The 22,001-nt window shown below is 49.8% G+C and carries 21 protein-coding genes; 18 read left to right on the forward strand and 3 right to left on the reverse strand.

All coding sequences use genetic code 11. The features are described 5' to 3' along the window. Positions 1 to 41: 41 nt before the first annotated feature. Both QMA09_RS03645 and QMA09_RS03650 read right to left on the reverse strand, forming a co-directional pair. On the reverse strand, positions 42 to 719 hold the full coding sequence (locus tag QMA09_RS03645) for an amino acid ABC transporter permease (protein WP_290212050.1): 678 nt from the start codon (positions 717 to 719) through the stop codon (positions 42 to 44). Between the two features lie 194 nt (positions 720 to 913). After that, positions 914 to 2,581 (reverse strand): Rqc2 family fibronectin-binding protein, encoded by a 1,668-nt coding sequence (locus QMA09_RS03650; protein WP_290212051.1) that lies wholly within the window; start codon positions 2,579 to 2,581, stop codon positions 914 to 916. Between the two features lie 116 nt (positions 2,582 to 2,697). Between QMA09_RS03650 and QMA09_RS03655 the strand changes: the two genes are divergently transcribed. From QMA09_RS03655 to QMA09_RS03715, 13 genes are all read left to right on the forward strand, one after another. Beyond that, positions 2,698 to 2,973, forward strand: coding sequence for an extracellular matrix/biofilm biosynthesis regulator RemA family protein (locus QMA09_RS03655; RefSeq protein ID WP_135503758.1), 276 nt, complete (start codon positions 2,698 to 2,700; stop codon positions 2,971 to 2,973). A 1-nt stretch (position 2,974) separates the two neighbouring features. Continuing rightward, complete coding sequence (gene gmk / locus QMA09_RS03660) at positions 2,975 to 3,595, forward strand: guanylate kinase (protein WP_290212052.1); 621 nt, start codon at positions 2,975 to 2,977, stop codon at positions 3,593 to 3,595. Further along, positions 3,595 to 3,819: a DNA-directed RNA polymerase subunit omega gene (gene rpoZ, locus QMA09_RS03665; protein ID WP_135503760.1), complete on the forward strand. Its 225-nt coding sequence runs from the start codon at positions 3,595 to 3,597 to the stop codon at positions 3,817 to 3,819. Before gmk ends, rpoZ begins: the two co-directional genes overlap by 1 nt. Positions 3,820 to 3,893: 74 nt before the next feature. Further along, the gene (coaBC, locus tag QMA09_RS03670) at positions 3,894 to 5,099 is read left to right on the forward strand and encodes a bifunctional phosphopantothenoylcysteine decarboxylase/phosphopantothenate--cysteine ligase CoaBC (protein WP_290212053.1); all 1,206 of its coding nucleotides are present in this window, start codon (positions 3,894 to 3,896) and stop codon (positions 5,097 to 5,099) included. After that, a complete protein-coding gene (priA, locus tag QMA09_RS03675) occupies positions 5,089 to 7,485 on the forward strand; it encodes a primosomal protein N' (protein WP_290212054.1) in 2,397 nt (798 codons plus the stop codon). Before coaBC ends, priA begins: the two co-directional genes overlap by 11 nt. 19 nt (positions 7,486 to 7,504) lie before the next feature. Next, positions 7,505 to 8,017: a peptide deformylase gene (def, locus tag QMA09_RS03680; protein WP_290212055.1), complete on the forward strand. Its 513-nt coding sequence runs from the start codon at positions 7,505 to 7,507 to the stop codon at positions 8,015 to 8,017. Further along, positions 8,014 to 8,946, forward strand: coding sequence for a methionyl-tRNA formyltransferase (gene fmt / locus QMA09_RS03685; protein ID WP_290212056.1), 933 nt, complete (start codon positions 8,014 to 8,016; stop codon positions 8,944 to 8,946). Before def ends, fmt begins: the two co-directional genes overlap by 4 nt. Further along, the gene (rsmB, locus tag QMA09_RS03690; protein ID WP_290212057.1) at positions 8,943 to 10,289 is read left to right on the forward strand and encodes a 16S rRNA (cytosine(967)-C(5))-methyltransferase RsmB; all 1,347 of its coding nucleotides are present in this window, start codon (positions 8,943 to 8,945) and stop codon (positions 10,287 to 10,289) included. The genes fmt and rsmB overlap by 4 nt, the downstream gene beginning before the upstream one ends. A gap of 37 nt (positions 10,290 to 10,326) precedes the next feature. Continuing rightward, positions 10,327 to 11,076 (forward strand): Stp1/IreP family PP2C-type Ser/Thr phosphatase, encoded by a 750-nt coding sequence (locus tag QMA09_RS03695; protein WP_290212058.1) that lies wholly within the window; start codon positions 10,327 to 10,329, stop codon positions 11,074 to 11,076. A gap of 2 nt (positions 11,077 to 11,078) precedes the next feature. Next, positions 11,079 to 13,067 carry a Stk1 family PASTA domain-containing Ser/Thr kinase gene (gene pknB, locus QMA09_RS03700; protein WP_290212059.1) on the forward strand — a complete coding sequence of 663 codons (1,989 nt, stop codon included), beginning with the start codon at positions 11,079 to 11,081 and terminating at the stop codon, positions 13,065 to 13,067. Positions 13,068 to 13,103: 36 nt separating this feature from the next. Further along, complete coding sequence (rsgA, locus tag QMA09_RS03705; RefSeq protein WP_290212060.1) at positions 13,104 to 14,000, forward strand: ribosome small subunit-dependent GTPase A; 897 nt, start codon at positions 13,104 to 13,106, stop codon at positions 13,998 to 14,000. Continuing rightward, complete coding sequence (rpe, locus tag QMA09_RS03710) at positions 13,993 to 14,658, forward strand: ribulose-phosphate 3-epimerase (protein WP_135503774.1); 666 nt, start codon at positions 13,993 to 13,995, stop codon at positions 14,656 to 14,658. Before rsgA ends, rpe begins: the two co-directional genes overlap by 8 nt. Further along, positions 14,655 to 15,296 carry a thiamine diphosphokinase gene (locus tag QMA09_RS03715; protein WP_290212061.1) on the forward strand — a complete coding sequence of 214 codons (642 nt, stop codon included), beginning with the start codon at positions 14,655 to 14,657 and terminating at the stop codon, positions 15,294 to 15,296. The genes rpe and QMA09_RS03715 overlap by 4 nt, the downstream gene beginning before the upstream one ends. A 521-nt stretch (positions 15,297 to 15,817) precedes the next feature. Here the strand turns inward: QMA09_RS03715 and rpmB are convergent. Continuing rightward, positions 15,818 to 16,006, reverse strand: coding sequence for a 50S ribosomal protein L28 (rpmB, locus tag QMA09_RS03720; protein ID WP_135503778.1), 189 nt, complete (start codon positions 16,004 to 16,006; stop codon positions 15,818 to 15,820). Between the two features lie 220 nt (positions 16,007 to 16,226). Between rpmB and QMA09_RS03725 the strand changes: the two genes are divergently transcribed. The 5 genes from QMA09_RS03725 (at position 16,227) to recG (ending at position 21,976) form a co-directional block, all read left to right on the forward strand. Continuing rightward, positions 16,227 to 16,589 carry an Asp23/Gls24 family envelope stress response protein gene (locus QMA09_RS03725; RefSeq protein ID WP_135503780.1) on the forward strand — a complete coding sequence of 121 codons (363 nt, stop codon included), beginning with the start codon at positions 16,227 to 16,229 and terminating at the stop codon, positions 16,587 to 16,589. Positions 16,590 to 16,607: 18 nt separating this feature from the next. After that, entirely contained in the window at positions 16,608 to 18,260 is a 1,653-nt protein-coding gene (locus tag QMA09_RS03730; protein WP_290212062.1) for a DAK2 domain-containing protein, read from the forward strand. 105 nt (positions 18,261 to 18,365) lie between these two features. Beyond that, entirely contained in the window at positions 18,366 to 19,028 is a 663-nt protein-coding gene (gene sdaAB, locus QMA09_RS03735; RefSeq protein WP_135503784.1) for an L-serine ammonia-lyase, iron-sulfur-dependent subunit beta, read from the forward strand. 16 nt (positions 19,029 to 19,044) lie between these two features. Then, positions 19,045 to 19,944, forward strand: a complete 900-nt coding sequence (gene sdaAA, locus QMA09_RS03740; protein WP_183736402.1) for an L-serine ammonia-lyase, iron-sulfur-dependent, subunit alpha — start codon at positions 19,045 to 19,047, stop codon at positions 19,942 to 19,944. After that, a complete protein-coding gene (recG, locus tag QMA09_RS03745; protein WP_290212147.1) occupies positions 19,934 to 21,976 on the forward strand; it encodes an ATP-dependent DNA helicase RecG in 2,043 nt (680 codons plus the stop codon). Before sdaAA ends, recG begins: the two co-directional genes overlap by 11 nt. Positions 21,977 to 22,001 lie beyond the last annotated feature (25 nt).

Here is a 22,001-nt window from a genome sequence, read left to right on the forward strand (position 1 = left end):
GGAAATGGAGGCTCGGCTTTTTTCGTTTCTTTATTGGCAGCTTAGAGGTATCCTTCAAAGCGTTTTTCCAAGTAATTCTGCAGCACAGTCATGATTGAACAGATGGCCCAGTAAATTAGCGCTACCAGGATGAGCAGCGTCAGCAAATCGTATTCGCGGGCTCCGACGATGCGGGCCTTTTGGAAGACTTCCGGCACGGTGATCATCGCTGCAAGCGAAGACGCTTTGATCAAGTCGAGGTAGACGTTCGACAGCGGTGGAATCGCAATGCGCACCGATTGCGGCAAAATGATGCGGCGCATCGACTGCCAATAAGTCAGTCCTAAGGCACGGGATGATTCCCATTGCCCTTTATCGACCGACGCGAGCGAGGAACGGAACACTTCCGCAATATAGGCGGCAGAATTGATGGAAAATCCTATTAATGCCGCTTGCACAGCGGTGAACTGGATGCCGATGACGGGCAATGCGAAATACAGCAGGAACAGGATAACCAAAATCGGGACGCCGCGCATCAACGAGATATACAAGCGCGCTGGCCATTCCAGCAAACGGTAAGGCGCGGTCCTGGCGAGTGACAGGAAAAATCCGAGCACCAGCCCGATTGCCATGCTGACGATTGAAATCAATAATGTGTAGCCGATTCCGCCCAAGACATAGGGCAGCGAGTCTATAGCCAGTTGAGGGTCAAAAAGGAGCCCCCATTCAATATCGTTCAAAGATAAAACCTCCAATGCGAATGCTTGAAATAGAAAAGTCCTTTAAAAACATAGCATTTTCAGACGGACAGGGCAATGGCTCCTAGAATAAATTACAATATAATTATTATGTAAACAAAAGCTTTCTGGTTGTACTTCCTTTTCTGCAAGCATAGAAAAAAGCGAAAAGGCCCGAAAGCCTTCCCGCCCGCTGTTTATTTTTTCAATTTGATGACCAAGTCTTCGTCAGGGGTGACAAATACCGTTTTCTGTTCGAAATAAATGACAAAGCCCGGTTTCGCACCGCTCGGCTTTTTCACTTGGCGGACTTCTGTGTAATCGACCGGCACGGAACTCGATTCGCGTGCTTTGCTGAAATAAGCGGCGACGGTGGCGGCTTCGAGAATCGTCGTTTCATCCGGATCGTTCGAATGGATGACGACATGCGAGCCAGGTATGTCTTTCGTATGCAGCCACGTATCGGATTTCGATGCCACTTTGAATGTCACATAATCGTTTTGCTTGTTGTTTTTGCCTACTGAGAAAGGTACGCCTGTGCTCGACACGTATGCTTCGACAGACGGCTTGACGGGTTTTTTCTTTTTCTTCGATTTCTGCGCTTTCATGAAGCCTTGCTCCGCCAGTTCTTCCCGGATTTCTTCGATGTCGGAAATGCCGGCTTGCTGGACTTGCTGCATGAGCGTTTCGAAATAATTGATGTCGTCTTCGGTCTTCTCAATCTGTTCTTGTGTTTTCACAAGGGCTGTTTTCGCTTTTTGGTAGCGGGAGTAGTATTTCTGGGAATTCTCGATCGGCGTTTTCCGCGGATCCAATGCTATTACCACAGTCTCGCCGTTGTAATAGTTTTCGGCATCGATTTCTTTCAAGCCCTTGGTCATGCGGTGCAGGTTTGCCATGATCAACTCGCCGTTCAATTGCAGCAGATCGCGTTTTTCAGCTTGGTCCTGCTCTTTCTTCAGCTTTTTCAATTTCCCTTTAAGTTTGGTGATTTCATTTTGCAGCCAGCGTTCAAGGTCGCCGGCTTGCTGTTTGACGCGATCGCGTTCCGCTTTGGCGTAATACATGCGGTCCAATAATTCGCCCAGTGTCGGGAATTCGAGCGTGCTGCCTGCTGCGAGATGCGTCAAAGGTGCGGCAGAGAAAAAGCTTTTGCCTTCTTGTTCGACGTAATAGCCGCTCGGCTGCTCTTTCCGGAATTCATGGAGGAACTGCTCGGCCCCTTCGGTTTTGCTTTCGGTGTGGCTGAGGCGGTAGACGAGCTCGCGGGCATTGAGCGGCGAGAAGCCGGCATAAGTGCTGACGATTTCGGATTCGCTGAGCTCGGCGAGTTCGGCGGCAGAGCTGAATGGATCTTTTTTATCCTGGGACGGCGGGAAGACATAAGGCTGTCCCGGCAGCACTGTGCGGAACGAGTTGACGCTCGGCGGCAAATGCTTGAGGCTGTCGAGAATCATCATCCGTTCGGCGTCTACTAAGATGACGTTCGAATGGCGGCCCATCAATTCAACATGCAATTCGCGTTCGATGTCATCGCCGATTTCGTTTTTGCTCTTTATTTTCAAAATGATGAGGCGGTCCATCTCGTGCTGGCTGACGCTCGAGATGACGCCTCCTTCGATGTGCTTGCGCAGCAGCATGCAGAACATCGGCGGTTCGGACGGATTGGTGTTCGCCATATTGGTGAGGTGCATGCGAGCGTATGACGGGTGGATCGAAATCAATAATTTATGGTTTTTCCCTTGCGCGCGTATGTGCAAAAGCAGTTCAAGCTGATTGGGCTGATGAACTTTTGAAATTCTGCCTGACACGAGGCCTTGGAGCTCGCGCGTCATCGCTGTTGTAAATAATCCATCAAATGCCATTAAAAATCCCTCTTTCAAATCGTTTTGTTCCATCTTATCATTTTCACGGTGTATTATGATATAATAAGACAGTTAGATAGAAAACGAAGAACAATGACCAGTTATGGGTGGCGGTGATGTCTGTGAAAAAAGCGGTGAAGTTTGTTTCTCTCGGCAGTGGCAATGCCGTGTCGGTGAATCGGATCGTTTCGATCGTTACACCAGATTCTGCACCGTCCAAACGGCTGGTTCAGGAAGCGCGCAGCAAAGGCTTGCTCGTTGACGCGACAGGCGGCAAGAAGACCAGATCGATTTTGGTGATGGACAGCGACCACGTTGTCATATCCGCAATGTCAGCTGAGACATTGATTGCGCGTGCTGAAGAAAATGACGACGAAACGAATGAGGGATAAAATGAGAAAACATCGCGGACTGCTGATTGTATTATCAGGGCCTTCGGGTGTCGGCAAAGGCACCGTCAGAAAAGAGCTGTTCTCACAGCCGGATACGAATTATGAATACTCCATTTCAATGACGACCCGCTCGCCGCGGGAAGGGGAAGTGGATGAAGTCGATTACTTCTTCAAGACCCGCAGCGAATTCGAAGAACTGATCGAGCAAGGCAAATTGCTCGAATACGCAGAGTTCGTCGGGAATTATTACGGCACCCCGCTTGATTATGTCAATATGATGCGGGATGCCGGCCGGGATGTATTCCTGGAAATCGAAGTGCAAGGTGCGGCCCAAGTCCGTTCGAAAGTGCCGGATGGCTTGTTCATTTTCCTGGCGCCGCCGAGTTTGTCCGAGCTTGAAGAGCGGCTGGTCGGACGCGGCACAGAAACGGATGAAGTGATCGCTTCGCGTTTAAGTGCAGCACGCCAGGAACTGGAAATGATGAATTTATATGACTACGTTGTCGTGAACGACGAAGTCGAAAACGCTTGCGACCGCATCAATGCGATCATCATCGCGGAACATTGCAAGCGTGAACGTGTTGAGCAACGCTATCTTGATATGCTAAAGGAGAATGCCTGATGTTATACCCATCCGTTGATAAGTTAAAAAGCAAGATCGATTCGAAATACTCGTTGGTGGCGCTCGCTTCTAAACGTGCCCGCCAATTGCATGAACATGGCGACGAGAAGCTTGATTCATACGTGTCCGCTAAATCCGTAGGCAAAGCGCTTGAAGAAGTGGCTGCCGGCGTATTGAAGATTGAACAGCAAGACGAATTCGCAATCTACGAAGATGAAATTTAACCATTAATCGCAACCGACGACTCCCAGAGCAAATTTGTTCTTTGGGAGTTTGTTGTTTAGAAAGGGTGTTTGTGTTGTTGGTGAATCGTAAAATCCTATTATGTGTAAGCGGAGGCATTGCTGTCTACAAAGCGGTGGCTTTGGTCAGCAAACTGTCGCAGGCAGGAGCCATAGTCAAAGTGATCATGACGGAATCGGCGCGGCAATTCGTCCAGCCGTTATCGTTCCAGGTGATGTCCCGCAATGATGTCTATTTTGATACATTCGATGAAAAGGATTCCTCGGTGATTGCGCATATCGATTTAGCTGATTGGGCTGATTTGATCATTGTGGCGCCTGCAACGGCAAATGTCATCGGCAAACTGGCTAACGGCATCGGCGACGATATGGTCACCACAACCTTGCTTGCAGCGACAGCCCCGATTTGGGTGGCGCCTGCGATGAATGTCCATATGTACGACCATCCCGCAGTCAAGCGGAATATCCAGCAGCTGCACGAGGACGGTGTCCAATTCATCGAGCCCTCAGAGGGTTTTTTGGCTTGCGGCTATGTCGGCAAAGGGCGGCTTGAAGAACCGGAGAAAATTGTGGAACTGGTTTCCGCTCATTTCACCCGTCCCAAAGCATTGGTAGGCAAAAAAGTTTTGGTGACAGCGGGGCCAACGCGTGAACGCATCGATCCTGTGCGCTTTCTGACGAATTTCTCAAGCGGCAAAATGGGCTATGCAATGGCCCGCGCGGCGGCTGAAATGGGTGCGGAGACGATTTTGATCAGCGGGCCGGTTTCGCTGCAGGTGCCAAAAGGGGTCAAGCGGATTTCGGTGGAAAGTGCGGAAGACATGCTGAACGCGGTGAAAACGGAATACCCGGATGCTGACATCGTCATCAAGACTGCGGCGGTGGCGGATTACCGGCCCATTCATGCGCATTCACAGAAGATGAAAAAACAGGCTGGCGGTTCGACGATTGAACTCGAACGCACTGTAGACATCCTCCAGACGCTCGGACAGGAAAAAACACACCAGATATTGATCGGTTTTGCAGCCGAAACGAACGATGTGGCCCATTACGCGAAAGACAAGCTGGCACGGAAAAATGCGGATTACATCATCGCGAACGATGTCAGCGAAGCGGGTTCCGGCTTTGAGTCGGATAGCAATCGCGTGACGGTTTACGGCCGCAACGGCTTCGAACGTATTTTCGATATGCTGCCGAAAGAACAATTGGCGCAGCAGCTGCTTGGACTGATCGTGGAAAGGGAAGATTTGCATGATAGCTGAAGTGATTGTCGATGTCGCAGCGCATCCTATCGACCGGCCGTTCGATTACGCCGTTCCGGAGGAGCTGCAAGTGCTGGTTGAACCGGGCATGCGCGTGAAAGTGCCGTTTGGTCCGCGCAAAGTGCTCGGCTTTATCACTGCCTTAAAAGATACATCCGATTTCGATGTGTCCCGCCTGAAACCGATTCATGAATTGATGGATGTCGTACCAGTTTTGAATGAAGAATTATTGGCCATGGCGAAATGGATGAAAAAACAGACTGTGTGTTTTGAAATAGATGCTTTGCAAGTGATGATCCCTTCAGCATTGCGCGCTAAATACGAAAAACGTTTTGTCTTGAACGCACCGCTAGAGGAGCTCCCGGAACCGCTGCAGCCTTATTTTGATAAACGGCCATTCGTCCGTTCGCAGGACGCTGTGGAGGTCTATAGTTTATTGAAGAAAGAACTGGAGCGCGGCACGGTTGTAGCTGATACCGACATCTCGCAGCAGACGGCTGTCAAAAAAGCGCGGATGATCCATATTACGGATTCGTTGGAAAAACTGGAATCGATCGAAATCCGCTTCAATGCCAAACAGCAGGTCAAATTGATGTCTTTTTTCAAAAACCACCTCGGCAAGGCATTCGAATCCTCGGTCCTGCAAAAAGAAGCGGGCACGACTTTGCCGACCATTTACAGTTTGGCGGAAAAAGGCGCTGCGGAAATCCACAACGAAGAGCTGTACCGCGATCCGAAATTATTGAGCGACATCGAGAAAAAGCCGAACCTGCAATTGACCGAAGCGCAGCAAGCCGCATACGACGCAATCGATGCGGCATTGAATACACCGAAAACCTTCCTGCTGCACGGCATCACCGGCAGCGGCAAGACGGAAATCTACCTGCAGACAATTGAAGAAACGCTGAAAGCCGGCAAAGAGGCGATCATGCTCGTGCCGGAAATTTCGTTGACGCCCCAAATGACGCTGCGTTTCAAGGAACGTTTCGGCGATTTGGTGGCAGTGCTGCACAGCGGCTTGTCAGCTGGTGAAAAATACGACGAATGGCGGAAAATCCAGCGCGCTGAAGTGAAAGTGGTCGTTGGTGCGCGTTCAGCGATTTTCGCCCCTTTCCGCAATTTGGGCCTCATCATTCTGGATGAAGAACACGAATCGAGTTATAAGCAAGATGACTCCCCTCGCTATCATGCAAGGGATATGGCTATTTGGCGCAGCGAATACCATAATTGTCCGGTGATTTTGGGCAGTGCGACGCCGTCGCTTGAATCTTATGCGCGTGCGCAAAAAGGCGTCTACGAATTGCTGGTGCTTGAAAAACGGGCGAAAAACCAGCCGCTGCCGACCGTCCACATTGTCGATATGCGCGAAGAACTGCGCAACGGCAACCGGTCCATGTTTTCGGTGCCGCTTGCAGAAGCGATCCGCGAACGCCTGGAGCGCAAAGAACAGACGGTTTTATTCCTCAACAAACGGGGCTATTCCTCGTTCGTGCTGTGCCGCGACTGCGGAACGGTCATGCAATGCCCGAACTGCGACATTTCGCTGACCTACCACCGTTCAAGCGAATTGATGAAATGCCATTATTGCGGCTACGACGAACCGGTGCCGCATACATGCCCGGAATGTGAAAGCGAACACATCCGCTTCTTCGGAACCGGAACGCAAAAAGTCGAAGAAGAACTCGCCAAATTGGTGCCGGAAGCCCGCGTGCTGCGGATGGACGTCGACACGACGCGCAATAAAGGCGCACACGAAAAAATCCTGGCGGCATTCGGGGAAGGCAAAGCGGATATCTTGCTCGGCACCCAAATGATTGCCAAAGGCCTCGATTTTCCGAACATCACGTTGGTGGGAGTGCTGTCTGCGGACACGACGCTGCATTTGCCTGATTTCCGGGCGGCTGAAAAAACCTACCAGCTGTTGACGCAAGTGAGCGGGCGTGCAGGACGCGATAAATTGCCGGGAACGGTTTTCGTCCAGTCATATACACCGGACCATTACGCAATTACGCTGGCGAAAGACCAATTGTACGAGCCATTTTTCGAACAGGAAATGGCGATGCGGCGTGCCAGCGGCTACCCGCCGTATTATTACGTCGTCAATGTCCAATTTACGCACGAGGACTTGATGACGGTCGCGGGCTATGCGGACCAAAGCGTCCGCTTCCTGCAAAGCCAATTGTCCCAAAGCACGCTGATTATCGGGCCATCCGCCTCGCTTATCGCCCGTGTGAACAATAGATATCGCTATCAATGTTTGATAAAATACAAAAAAGAACCGAAGCTCGCCGACGTTATGCAGCAGCTGATCAAAATTTATCGCTCGGAATGGATAAAAAAAGGCGCAACATTGTCGATCGATATGAATCCGACTTCGGTGATGTAAAAGAAATGGGGAACCAGACATGGCAATCTTAGAAATCATCAAACACCCGAACCCGATTTTAGAGCAGAAATGCGAAACGGTAACGAAATTCGATAAAAAACTTGCGAAGTTGCTCGACGATATGCACGAAACAATGATTGAAAACGACGGCGTCGGCATTGCCGCGCCGCAAGTCAATGTGGCACAGCGCATCGCCATCGTCGATTTTAATGAAGGCCAGGAACCGATTGAAATGATCAACCCTGAATTGGCGCTTTATGAAGGAGCCGACACGGACATTGAAGGCTGCCTCAGCTTCCCGGGAATTTTCGGTGAAGTAGAGCGTTTTGACCACATCAAGATCAAAGCGCAAGAGCGCGACGGCTCTTGGTATGAACTTGAAGCAGAAGGCTATGAAGCACGCGCAATCCTGCATGAAATAGACCACCTCGAAGGCATTTTGTTCACGAGCAAAATCACGAAATACATTTCACAGGAAGAATTGGATGCGATCATCGCCGAAGCGGCTGCTGAAGAGGAGGAAACGGTTTGACGAAAATCGTCTTTATGGGCACGCCGGCGTTTTCGGCTCCAATCCTGCGCATGCTTGTCGAGGAAGGGTATGACGTCATTTCTGTCGTCACTCAGCCGGACCGGCCAGTCGGGCGTAAAAAAGTGCTGACGCCGACACCTGTCAAAGAAGAGGCATTGCGCCTTGGATTGCCGGTTTACCAGCCGGAGAAATTGAAGAATCCCGAAGAATTGCAACATGTGCTGGACCTTGCACCGGATTTGATCATCACCGCGGCGTTCGGGCAAATATTGCCGAGCGCCGTGCTTGAGGCGCCGAAACTTGGCGCCATCAATGTCCATGCATCGCTGCTGCCAGCATACCGGGGAGGCGCACCGATCCATCAGGCCATTATCGACGGCCAAACAGAAACGGGCGTCACCATCATGTATATGGTCGACCGGCTCGACGCCGGAGACATCATTTCCCAAACCGTTGTGCCGATTGGCAGCAAAGACGATACGGGCGTAATGTTCGATAAATTGAGCGCGGCAGGCAAAGATTTGCTGAAAGCGACATTGCCATCGATCATCGATGGCACCAACGCAAGACAGCCGCAGGACGAAGAAAAAGTGACATATGCACGAAATATATCACGCGATCAGGAACGCATTGATTGGACCCAATCAGCGCAAGCCATCTATAACCAGGTGCGCGGACTGCATCCGTGGCCAGTCGCGTTCACGACTTATAATGAACAAAACATGAAAATCTGGCAAACTGAGCCGATCGCATCTGCGAAAAGCGGAAAACCGGGAGAAGTGCTTGAACTGGGCGGCGACTCTATTCTCGTGCAAACGGGAGAAGGCGTCTTGGCGATCAAGGAACTGCAGCCAGCAGGCAAAAAGCGCATGAGCGCTGCCGATTATTTAAAAGGACCTAAGATCCAGGTGGGAGATTTATTCGTATGAAAAACAAAAAACTGCAAGGCAACGTTCGGGATGCGGCATTTTCCATTCTCTGGGCTGTTGAAAACAAACAGGCATACAGCAATTTGCTGCTGCATCAGACAATCGAAAGCTACGCTATTTCCAATAAGAACAAAGGCTTGTTGACTGAAATCACTTACGGCACTTTGCAGCACCAGATGACGCTCGATTATTACCTGGAGCCTTATTTGAAAGGCAAAGTGGAACCGTGGGTAAAAACCCTGCTGCGCATGTCACTGTACCAAATCGTCTACCTTGACCGGGTTCCGGCGCATGCAGTTGTCCATGAAGCGGTGGAAATTGCCAAACGGCGCGGCCACGGGGGCATTGCTAAATTCGTCAACGGCGTACTGCGCTCGGTTCAGCGCAACGGCGTCCGTTCGTTCAACACGATCAGCGATCCGTATGAGAAAATTTCCATAGAAACGAGCCATCCGGTATGGATGATCAAACGCTGGGCCGAACAATTCGGTTTGGAAAAGACGCGCGAAATGGCGTTGGAAAACAATAAAATCCCTTCCCAGACGGTCCGTGTCAACCGCATGCAGGCGACTCCTGAAGAAGTGATCGAGATGCTCGAATCCGAAGGCTTGGAAGCAGTCCAAAGCAAATGGGTCCCAGAATGCCTGATTGTCACAAATGGCCAGCCTGCGAAAACGGCGACGTTCGAAAAAGGCTTTATCACGATACAAGATGAAAGTTCGATGCTGAGCGCCTATGCCTTACAGGCAGGTCCTGGCATGGAAGTGCTTGATATGTGTGCGGCTCCAGGCGGGAAGACGACTCATATCGCAGAAAAGATGGAAAACAAAGGGCATTTATTCGCCATGGACCTCCATAAGCATAAAATCAAGCTGATTGAAGAAACGGCGAAACGCCTCGGGCACACCGTTATCGAGGCAGAAGTCGGTGACGGCAAGAAAAGCGTCGAGCGCTTCGGTCCTGAAAAATTCGACCGTATCCTAGTAGATGCTCCTTGCAGCGGTCTTGGCGTCATCAAACGCAAGCCGGACATCAAATACACGAAAAAAGAGGAAGATTTCGACAGGCTGCAGGAAATCCAATTGGAGCTGCTTAGCCAAGCGGCGCAATTATTGAAGCCAGATGGCATCATGGTCTACAGCACATGCACAGTCGATTCGGTGGAAAACCGCGGAACGGCTGAGCGGTTCCTGAAAGAACACCCGGAAATGGAAAAAATCGAAGTGGCATTGCCAAAAGAGCTTGGGCTGAAAAACACAGGCTTCGTGCAGATTTTTCCGCAAGACTACGGCAGCGATGGTTTTTTCCTTTCCGCCTTCCGCAAACAAGCTTCTATTAAATAGTTCAAGCACGATTAGACATGAAACGGGGTGCCGGGTTTTGGTGCAATATGTTTTGGAAAGTGATACGGGTAAAAAACGCAAAATCAACGAGGATCGGGTAGCGGTTTTGAAGCGTCCGGACGGCCTGCTGCTTGCAGTGGTAGCCGATGGGATGGGCGGCCATAATGCAGGCGACGTAGCGAGTTCGATGACCGTTGATACTTTAGGAGAAATGTTCATGGAAGCTGGGAGAGACGCGTTTTCATCAATCGATGAAAAGAAATCGTGGCTGTCCTTGAATATCCAGAAAGTCAACGCCATGGTATATGAATACGCAGAAAACAACCCGGGCTGCAAAGGGATGGGCACAACGCTCATCGCTGCCTTGATCGAAGGGCAAGATTGCGTTATGTGCCATATTGGCGACAGCCGTGCTTATGTCATCAATGGATCAATCGAACAAGTGACGCGTGACCATTCTTACGTCAACGTGCTGATTGACAGCGGTGAAATCAGTGAAGAAGAAGCAGAAGCGCATCCGAAGAAAAACTGGATCGTCAAAGCGCTTGGGACCGACCCCGAAATTGATGGTGAAATCCTTCATTTCTCAACAACAGCACTTTCGTATATGCTGATTTGTTCAGATGGGCTCAGCAATAAAATAACCAAAGAAGAAATTTCCTCCATTATTCTGTCGGATGCTCCACTCTCCCTTAAAGGGGAGGAAATGGTGAATCTGGCGAATGACATGGGTGGAGAGGACAATATCTCGTTCGTTCTTCTTTCCTTGAAGGATGAGGAGGTGTAAGCATGTTAATCGGCAAAAGCATTAATGGCCGCTATAAGATTTTAGAATTGATCGGCGGAGGCGGGATGTCGAACGTTTACCTGGCCCATGACATAATTTTGGACCGGGATATTGCCATTAAGATTTTGCGCTATGATTTCTCCAATGAAGAAGAATTGCGCAGGCGATTCCAACGTGAGGCATTGTCGACCACCAGCCTGGCACACCCGAATATCGTCAACATTTTCGATGTCGGAGAAGAAGGCTCGCTGCATTATTTGGTAATGGAGTATGTGCCGGGGAAGACGCTCAAAGAATACATAATCGAGCACTCGCCCGTCGAGCCTGAACAAGCTGTGAAAATCATGAAGCAACTGACGTCAGCGTTGGCGCATGCCCACCAGAACCAGATCGTCCACCGCGACATCAAGCCGCAAAATATCCTGATGGATGCCGAAGGCAATGTGAAAATCACCGATTTCGGCATTGCGATGGCATTGAGTGCCACGTCTTATACGCAAACCAATTCGGTGCTGGGGACAGTCCATTATTTGTCGCCGGAGCAAGCACGCGGCGGCGCAGCGAACAAGAAATCGGATATTTATTCACTGGGCATTGTGATGTTTGAATTGCTTACAGGGCGTTTGCCGTTCTCAGGTGAATCTGCGGTATCGATTGCATTAAAGCATCTTCAGACAGAAACGCCGTCACTGCGTGAAATGGTGCCGACAATTCCACAAAGTCTGGAGAATGTTGTCTTAAAAGCGACTGCGAAAAACCCGCAGCACCGCTACCAGTCAGCCAACGAAATGGAAGAGGATTTGTCGACGGTTTTATTGCCGGAACGGCTCAATGAACCGAAGTTTACAGTCCCTCATGACGATGACGAGACGAAAGCGATGCCCGCCATCAAGGACCCGAAAACGTTTGAACGTTCTCAGGAGACGAAAACCGTTGTGCCTGTCGACAGCGTAAAAATCGCTGGAGGCAGCAATAAAAAGCCTCCGGTTCCAGAAAAGAAAAAGAAAAAGAAGCTGCCATGGGCCATCGCAGTGATTGGCGCGCTGATTTTAGCTGGATTGATAACGGCTATAGCGTTTCCTGGACTGTTTGAACCGCGGCAAGTCGCTGTACCGGACGTTTCCGGTATGGAACGGAACGAAGCGGTTGAAGAATTGCAGGCTGCAGGCTTCCTGGTTGGGGAAGAACAGCAGCAGCCTTCTGAAGATATTGAAGAAGGTCAGGTTATCCGGACGATCCCGGAATCCGGAAAAATGCGGGATCGGGAATCTGAGATTCAATTGTTCATTAGCTCAGGCAAAGAAAGTGTGTTGTTCGAGGATTTTACCGGCGAAGATGCTGAAGAAACGGAAGAATTGCTGCGGCAGGCCAATTACATGGACGTGAGCCTTGTCGAGGAATTTTCAGATGAACCGGCCGGCACCGTCCTCTCGCATGAACCGAGAGCCGGCGACGAAGTCATTGCTTCTGAAACAGAAGTGGTTTTGACGGTCAGCAAAGGCAAAGACATGCGCGCAGTGGAAAACATCGCTGGATTTTCCGAGGCGGATTTGAGCCAGTACGCGCGGACCTCCGGCTTCAATATCCGCATCATCGGGGAAGAGTCGTCAGATACTGCTGCCGAAGGGACTGTCTTATCGCAGACCCCGGCTGCTGGTGAAAAACTGGAAGCGGGCAGCACCATTGAAGTGGTGATGTCATCCGGCAAAGCTCCGCTGCCGCTGAAAACATATATCCGCACCGTTGATATACCATACGAGCCGGCCGAACCGGCGGCGGAGGGCGAGGAGCCAGTGGAACAGACGATCCAGATATATATCCAGGACAATGACAGTACAATGGCTGAGCCTGTCGAGGAGTTCACCATTACCGAAAGCGAGTCGCGCAAAATCGAATTGCAGATTGCAGAAGGCGGCAGCGCAACCTATCGCATCGTCCGCGACTCGACCGTTATTGAAGAAGACACCATCGAATACAATAACGTGGAATAAAATCACTAGCTGACATTAGAAGGAGTGAAAACAAGCATGCCGAAAGGTCAAATCAGAAAAGCGCTGAGCGGATTCTATTATGTTATGGACGAAGACGGCAAACGCTATACCCAGTGCAGAGGCCGGGGCGTTTTCCGCAACCGCCAAATTTCCCCTCTGGTCGGCGATTATGTCGACTATGAAGCGGATAATGAGCTGGAAGGCACCATCACCCATGTCCATGAACGGAAGAATGAACTGGTGCGCCCGCCCATCGCGAATGTCGACCAGGCAATTCTTGTGTTTTCCGCAAAACAGCCTGATTTCCATACGATGCTATTGGACAGGTTTTTGACGGCGATCGAGTCTCATGATATACAGCCTGTCATTTGCATCACCAAAATGGATTTGATGAACGACAGCGAAAAAGAAAATCTTGCTCATTTTATTGAGGATTATGAAAAAATCGGCTATGAAGTCATTCCGACATTCATTGGCGACCCTGAATTGCAGCAGCGCCTCATGCCCGTGCTCGAAGGCAAAATCAGTGTACTGGCGGGCCAATCAGGTGTCGGCAAGTCAACGATGCTCAATACGATTCTGCCGGCGCTTGAGCTGAAAACTGATGCCATTTCGAAAGCCTTGAACCGAGGCAAGCATACGACGCGCCATGTCGAGCTGATCGAGGTCAATAACGGCTTGCTGGCCGACACGCCAGGATTCAGTTCATTCGATTTTGATACGGTTGAAAAAGAAGAACTTTCCGAGTTCTTCCCTGAATTCGCTGCCCGCTCAAACGGCTGCAAATTCCGGGAATGCCTTCATTTAAATGAACCGAAATGTGCCATAAAAGCAGCAGTTGAAAGCAAGGAAATCCCAGAATACCGCTATAAGCATTACCTGAAATTTTTGGAAGAAATTATGACGAGAAAGCCGAGGTACTCGAATGATTAAAATTGCACCTTCGATACTAGCAGCAGATTTTGCGAAATTGGGAGAAGAAGTTCTCGAAGTTGAAAAAGCAGGAGCCGATTGGATCCACATTGATGTCATGGATGGCCATTTCGTTCCGAATATCTCTTTTGGCGCGATTGTGGTGGACGCTATCCGCCCATTGACGAAACTTCCGCTCGATGTCCACTTGATGATTGAAAATGCAGACCGCTACATCGAGGATTTCGCCAAAGCAGGAGCGGATTACATCACGGTCCATGTTGAAGCATGCCCGCATTTGCACCGGACAATCCAATTGATCCGCGCATCCGGTGTTAAGCCAGGGGTCGTTTTGAATCCGCATTCGCCGATCGAAACAATTCTTCCAATCCTTGAAGACATTGACCTCGTATTGTTCATGACAGTCAACCCGGGCTTCGGCGGCCAGAAATTCATCGAATCGGTCGTGCCAAAAGTGGAACAATTGTCGAAAATCATCCGTGAAAAAGGCTTGTCAATCGACATCCAAATCGATGGCGGCATCAATGAAGAAACCATTATTCCATGTGCCAAAGCCGGCGCCAATGTATTTGTAGCAGGTTCTGCAATTTTCGGAAAAAGGGATCGCCGCGAAGCATTGCAGGCGATCAAACGGGCTGGAGAAGAGGCCATCTCGTGAATGTCGTAATCGTCGGCAGCGGCCCGGTGGACGAACTGCCGGACTTCGCCGCTTGGCCAGATGCGATATTCATCGGGGTGGACGCGGGAACATTGGTATTGCTGGAACAGGGCATTTTTCCAAAAGCTGCGGTCGGTGATTTCGATTCGGTGTCGCAGAGGGAATTGGATGAAATCGCTTCGCTGTTCCCTGATTTCAGCCGGGCAGAGGTAGAGAAGGACGAAACCGATACGGAACTTGCGCTGGAGAAGGCGATGGAATTTTCACCGCAGCATGTTTTTGTGGCGGGTGTAACCGGTGGACGGCTGGATCATTACATGAGCGCGCTCCACGCTGTTTACCATGTCCATCTCAAGCATTCCGGCATCAAGTTCTACATCGTCAACAAACAGAACCGCATCCGCTTTTTGGAACCAGGCGTCCACAAAATCCAACGGGAAAGCGGCTACCGCTTCATCTCGTTTTATCCTTTCGCTGAGGAGATTGAAGGCTTCACATTGGAGAACTTCAAATATCCTGTTGTGGATAAAACCATCCGTTTCGGATCCACGCGTTTCGTCAGCAACGAATTCGAGGGAGAAGGCACCGTGTCCTTTACAAAAGGCAGCTGCATCGTCATCGAAAGCGCAGACATATGAAAAGGTGCATCGGATTTTTCCGATGCACCTTTTTGGTTTTATTGAAAAACTGGACTTCTCTTTTCATTCGCTACAGGCGGACGCTTACCGCGGGCCTTGCTTCAGTCTCCTCGTCGCTTCGCTCCTGCGGGGCCTTCAGCACAGGCTAGTCCCGCAGGTGTCGCCGCCTTCCGCTTCACTCAATGCTATACCTTAAATAGATATCATTTCTTTTAACAAAGAACACGAAAGATAAACTTCCTGACGTTCCTTTTGATTCTCGAGATATGGAGCAAAACAGCTCCGACTCCCGCGGGAGCAGTGAAGCGATGCAGTGACGAAATCCACTCGGGCGTTAGCACGAGTTAGTTCGGCGCAAGCCCGTAAGAAAGATATAACCGAAAGTAGTTCGGGCATATGTTTTAGGGGGCTGTTTTGCGGAATATCGTCCTAACAAATTAATATAGATTAGCTTTTTTAAAAACAAGAAAAAATGCCGGATCTGACTGATGTCAGATTCGGCATTCGTGTTGGGCGAGTGATTAAACGCGCTCAACTTTTCCTGATTTCATTGCTCTTGCAGAAACCCATACACGTTTCGGTTTACCGTTTACAAGGATACGAACTTTTTGAAGGTTTGCTCCCCATGTACGTTTTGTCGAGTTCAACGCGTGTGAACGGGCGTTTCCAGCGCGAGCTTTACGTCCGCTAATTGCACATACTTTAGGCATGTAAGTCCCTCCTCACAAGTGAAGCTGAAAATTATAATAGAATTTCAGTTCGTTTTTCGTTTCACATACTTTAATAATTTAACACAGGTATTTAGCCTTTGCAAGATATTTTCACAGGTCTTTCAAGAAAAAAACCTTTACACCCCAAACGCCTGCTTTTCTTGTATAATGGTTTCATGTAGAATGAAAAGAGTGAAATAGGACTCAAGGAGGAATTCCAATGTCGATTGAATTGAAAAACGAATACGGCCAAATCGATATTTCCAATGATGTAATCGCCCAAATTGCAGGCGGAGCGGCAATCGAATGCTACGGAATCGTAGGGATGGCGACGAAGCATCAGATCAGAGATGGCCTGACCGATATATTGCGCAAAGAGAATTTCGCTAAAGGTGTCATTGTCCGCCAGGAAGATAAAGATTTGAGCATTGATATGTATGTCATCATCAGCTACGGAACAAAAATTTCCGAAGTGGCGTACCAAGTCCAGTCCAAAGTGAAATACACAATTACCAAGACGCTTGGCATGCCTGTCAAAGCAGTCAATATTTATGTTCAAGGAGTTCGTGTGACGAACCCGTAAGAGGAGGAAGAAACGGCTATGAAGTCTTTAAATGGAATTCAGTTCGCGGATATGGTGCAGATGGGTGCCCATCACCTTTATCAAAATGCGGATTATGTAGATGCATTGAATGTATTTCCAGTGCCAGACGGTGATACTGGAACGAACATGAACTTGTCTATGACTTCGGGGGCGAAAGAAACCGAAGCGCATGCACAAGAACATATTGGCAAAACGGCAGGAGCATTATCAAAAGGATTGTTGATGGGAGCGCGCGGAAATTCGGGCGTTATTTTATCGCAATTATTCCGAGGTTTTGGCAAATCGATTGCCAATGAACCGGAATTGTCGGCTGTCAAATTTGCGGAAGCTCTTCAGCACGGCGTAGAAACAGCGTATAAAGCGGTGATGAAGCCGGTTGAAGGCACAATCTTGACTGTAGCTAAAGACGCTGCAGCAAAAGGCATGGAAGTTTCAAAAACAGAAACGGATGTTATTGCGCTTTTCGAAGCCGTGGTCACGGAAGCGAAAGCTTCACTTGAACGCACACCGGATCTGCTTCCTGTATTAAAAGAAGTCGGCGTTGTCGACAGCGGCGGCCAAGGGCTTGTCTACGTGTACGAAGGTTTTCTTGCTTCATTGAAAGGCGAGCAATTGCCGGAGAAGCATGCCCATAACACGATGGATGATTTGGTCAGCGCTGAACACCATAAGAACATCGCAGGCTTCATGGACACATCGGATATTGAATTCGGCTATTGCACGGAATTCATGGTGAAATTCGAAGAAGGCAAAAAAGAATTCAACGAAGCAGCTTTCCGTACAGACTTGAGCGGCTACGGCGATTCGCTTTTGGTTATCTCGGATGATGAAGTCGCGAAAATCCATATCCACTCGGAAGAACCGGGCAAAGTGCTTACATACGGCCAGCAATTCGGCAGCTTGATTTCGATGAAAATCGAGAACATGCGCCAACAGCATATCGATATCGTTGGCGAGGATTTCCGCAAAGGCGAACCGAAAAAAACGGCGACGCATCCTTACGCAGTCGTGACTGTCGCAATGGGTGAAGGCGTAGCCGAACTTCTCAGAAGCATCGGAGCCTCTTACGTCATTGAAGGCGGGCAAACGATGAACCCTTCGACGGAAGACATCGTCAACGCGGTTAAATCGATCGGTGCAGAGCGCGTATTGATTTTGCCGAACAATAAAAACATCATCATGGCAGCTGAGCAGGCGGCGGAATTGCTGGAAATCGAAGCAGCCGTAGTACCGACTAAAGACGTGCCGCAAGGAATGGCCGCATTGCTGGCGTTCAATGCCAACGCGACGGTTGATGAAAATCTGAAAACAATGGCGAATGCATCGAAACAAGTGAAATCGGGCTCTGTGACATTTGCAGTCCGCGATACTTCGATTGATGGCGTGACCATTACGAAAGATGACTTCATGGGAATCTCAGAAGGCAAAATCGTCATTTCAGATGCCAGCTTAGAGCGGGTTACGGAAGAATTGGCGAAAAAACTCATCGATGAAGATTCTGAAATCGTCACTATTCTTTTCGGTGAAGATGTGAACGAATCGGATGCTGAGAAATTGGGCGGATTCATCGAAACCCTCAATAGCGAAGTCGAAGTGGAAATCCACAACGGCAAGCAGCCGCTTTATCCTTATATAATTTCTGTTGAATAGAAACCCTTGGCGCATACAAATGTATGCGCTTTTTTATTTTTGTAGATTGTGGCAAATTCATGTACACTGAAGGTAGACGCAACTAGATAGAAAGGGGTTTGAGCAATGAAGTTCAAATCTGTTTTTGATATTATAGGACCGGTCATGATCGGTCCCTCTTCATCGCATACAGCGGGTGCCGCGCGCATCGGAAGAGTGGCAAGGGATTTATTCGGGCGGCAGCCGAAATGGGCGAAGATCCATTTATACGGCTCGTTCGCCGAGACATATAAAGGGCATAGTACGGATGTAGCAATCGTCGGCGGACTGTTGGACTACGATACGTTTGATGAGCGCATCAAGACTTCTTTTGAAGAAGCGGAAAAGCTGGGCATGGCATTCGAGTTCATCCCGGAAACCGCCAGTGTTGAACACCCGAATACCGCACGCATCGTCATTGGCGATGAACGTTCGGAAATGTCGCTGATGGGCATTTCCATCGGTGGCGGTAAAATAGAAATCACGGAATTGAACGGATTCCCGCTGCGCTTGTCCGGCAACCATCCGGCGATCCTGGTGGTCCATGATGACCGCTCTGGCTGCATCGCAAACGTAGCGAATTGCTTGTATAAATACGATATCAACATCGGCCATATGGAAGTGTCCCGGAAAGAAAAAGGGGACATGGCGCTTATGGTCATTGAAGTGGATCAGAATGTCGACAAAGAAGTGTTGGACGAGCTTACTGAGCTCCCGAACATTACACAAGTGACGCGAATCGCTGATTGAGAAGGAGGCAAATACAGTGGAACCTTTATTCCGCAATGTAAAAGAATTGGTGGCACGGGCTGAACAGGAAAATAAATTGATTTCAGAAATCATGATTGAGCAGGAAATGCTCATCACTGACCGGCCGCGCGAAGATATCATGAAACAGATGGACCGCAATTTGACGGTCATGGAAGAAGCCGTTGAAAAAGGGCTGAAAGGCGTGCATTCCGTATCCGGTTTAACAGGCGGCGACGCTGTTTTGCTGCAGGCGTATATGGAAAAAGGCAATACGCTGTCAGGCAACCTTTTATTGGACGCTGTCAGCAAAGCTGTGGCGACGAACGAAGTCAACGCGGCGATGGGCACGATTTGTGCGACACCGACAGCGGGGTCAGCAGGCGTTGTGCCAGGGACCTTATTTGCAGTGAAAAACCAGCTTAACCCAACGCGGGAACAGATGATCCGTTATTTGTTCACGTCGGGTGCTTTCGGCTTTGTTGTCGCGAATAATGCGTCGATTTCAGGTGCAGAGGGCGGCTGCCAAGCGGAAGTCGGATCAGCAGCCGGAATGGCCGCTGCTGCGATCGTGGAGATGGCGGGCGGAACACCGCAGCAATCTTCTGAAGCATTTGCGATTACCTTGAAAAATATGCTCGGACTGGTTTGTGATCCAGTGGCAGGCCTTGTCGAAGTGCCTTGCGTCAAACGCAATGCCATGGGCGCAGCCAATTCGGTTGTAGCTGCCGATATGGCACTTGCAGGCGTAACCAGCCGCATTCCATGCGATGAAGTGATCAGTGCAATGTATGAAATCGGTAAATCGATGCCGAGCGCATTGAGAGAAACGGCAAAAGGCGGACTTGCCGCTACTCCGACCGGCAAATGGCTGGAAGCGAAAATATTTGGCGGGTCTGTGGTCGGCAGTGGGCAGTAAAGATTCTGTCGCTGTCTTAAAAGGCGTCGGCAGACAAGCTGCGGAAACTTTACAGGAAATGAAGATTGAAACGATCCATGATCTGATTATGACATTTCCTTACCGCCATGAAGATTTCCAGCTGAAAGATCTGGCTGATACACCGCATAATGAACGGGTGACTGTGGAGGGAAGGGTCGAAAGTGAGCCTTCCGTCCTTTTTTTAGGAAAAAACAAGTCGCGGACAACTGTCCAAGTGATGGTGGGCCGCCATTTGATCAAAGCGATTTTCTTCAATCAGCCTTACGTCAAAGCCAAGCTGCACATCGGTGAGATTGTCACGCTAGCCGGCAAATGGGACCGCGGGCGCCAAATCATCACGGTGCAAAGCCACACAATCGGCCCGCGCACAGGCGGTGCTGATTTTGAGCCGGTCTATAGTTTGAAAGGCAGCATCCACCAGAAGACGTTCCGCAAATTGATGCGGCAAGCGCTGGATATTGCAAAATCCGACCTTGAAGACTGTTTGCCGGAGCGTTTTCGCACAGCCTATCACTTGGCGTCTATTGAAGATGCCTTGGAATGGGTTCATTTCCCGGTGGACGGTGAAGCGCTGAAACAGGCGAGACGCCGTTTTGTCTACGAAGAATTGCTGATTTTCCAATTGAAGATGCAGGCATTGCGGAAAAAGAACCGCGAAGAAGAAGGCGGCTCGTTTATCGACTATGACCTGAACGAATTGAAAAAGTTCATCCAATCACTGCCATACGGCTTGACCGGCGCACAAAAACGCGTTGTCAATGAAATCTCGAAAGATATGAAAGAACCGTTCCGCATGAACCGGCTGCTTCAAGGAGACGTCGGTTCAGGCAAAACGGTTGTCGCTGCCATTGCGCTTTACGCAGCGGTGACAGCGGGACAGCAAGGGGCGTTGATGGCACCGACCGAAATTCTGGCTGAGCAGCACGCCAATACCTTAGCGGAATGGTTCGCGGATTTCCCCGTGAAGATTGCGTTGTTGACGGGATCGGTCAAAGGGAAACGGCGCCAATTGATTCTGGATCAATTGGCGGCTGGGGAAATCGATATGCTGATTGGCACCCACGCATTGATCCAACCGGATGTTGCGTTTAAGAAATTGGGACTGGTCATCACTGATGAGCAGCACCGCTTTGGCGTGGATCAGCGCCGAGTCTTGAAAGACAAAGGCTATAATCCGGATGTCTTGTTCATGACAGCGACCCCGATTCCGCGGACGCTCGCAATATCGGCATTCGGTGAGATGGACGTTTCGGTCATCGATGAAATGCCGGTGGGCCGCAAAGAGATTGAAACTTTTTGGATGAAAAAAGACATGTTCGGCAAAATCGTGGGCCGGATGGAAAAAGAGCTGGCGGCAGGCCGCCAAGCATACGTCATTTGCCCGCTGATCGAGGAGTCGGATAAGCTTGATTACCAGAATGCTGTCGATCTGTTCCAGCAACTATCCAGCCATTTCCATGGCAAGTTCACGGTCGGTTTGATGCACGGACGCTTGCATAGCGATGAAAAAGAACAGACAATGCGTTCGTTCTCTGAAGGCGAAGTGGCAGTGCTTGTTTCCACAACAGTCGTTGAAGTCGGCGTGAACGTGCCAAATGCCACGTTCATGCTGATCTACGACGCGGAACGCTTTGGCCTGTCGCAGCTTCACCAGCTGCGGGGCAGGGTCGGCCGAGGCAGCGATCAATCGTATTGTGTGTTGTTGGCAGATCCGAAAACGGAAGTCGGCAAAGAACGCATGTCTTCGATGACGGAAACCAATGACGGCTTTGTGCTGGCAGAGAAAGATCTTCAGCTGAGAGGGCCCGGAGACTTTTTCGGGCGCAAGCAAAGCGGCATACCGGAGTTCAAAATGGCGGATCTTGTGCATGATTACCGGGCACTGGAAACAGCGCGCAAAGATGCGGAGTCATTAGTGAGTTCCGAAGAATTTTGGACCAGCGACGAAATGGCGTGCCTTCGCAGCCAGCTCGAAAAATCGGGTGCACTGGCCGGAGGCAGGCTTGACTGAGAATGCAGGGCGCAGATTATCCTTG

The organism is Planococcus sp. APC 3906, from assembly GCF_030407685.1.
Lineage (GTDB): Bacteria > Bacillota > Bacilli > Bacillales_A > Planococcaceae > Planococcus > Planococcus koreensis.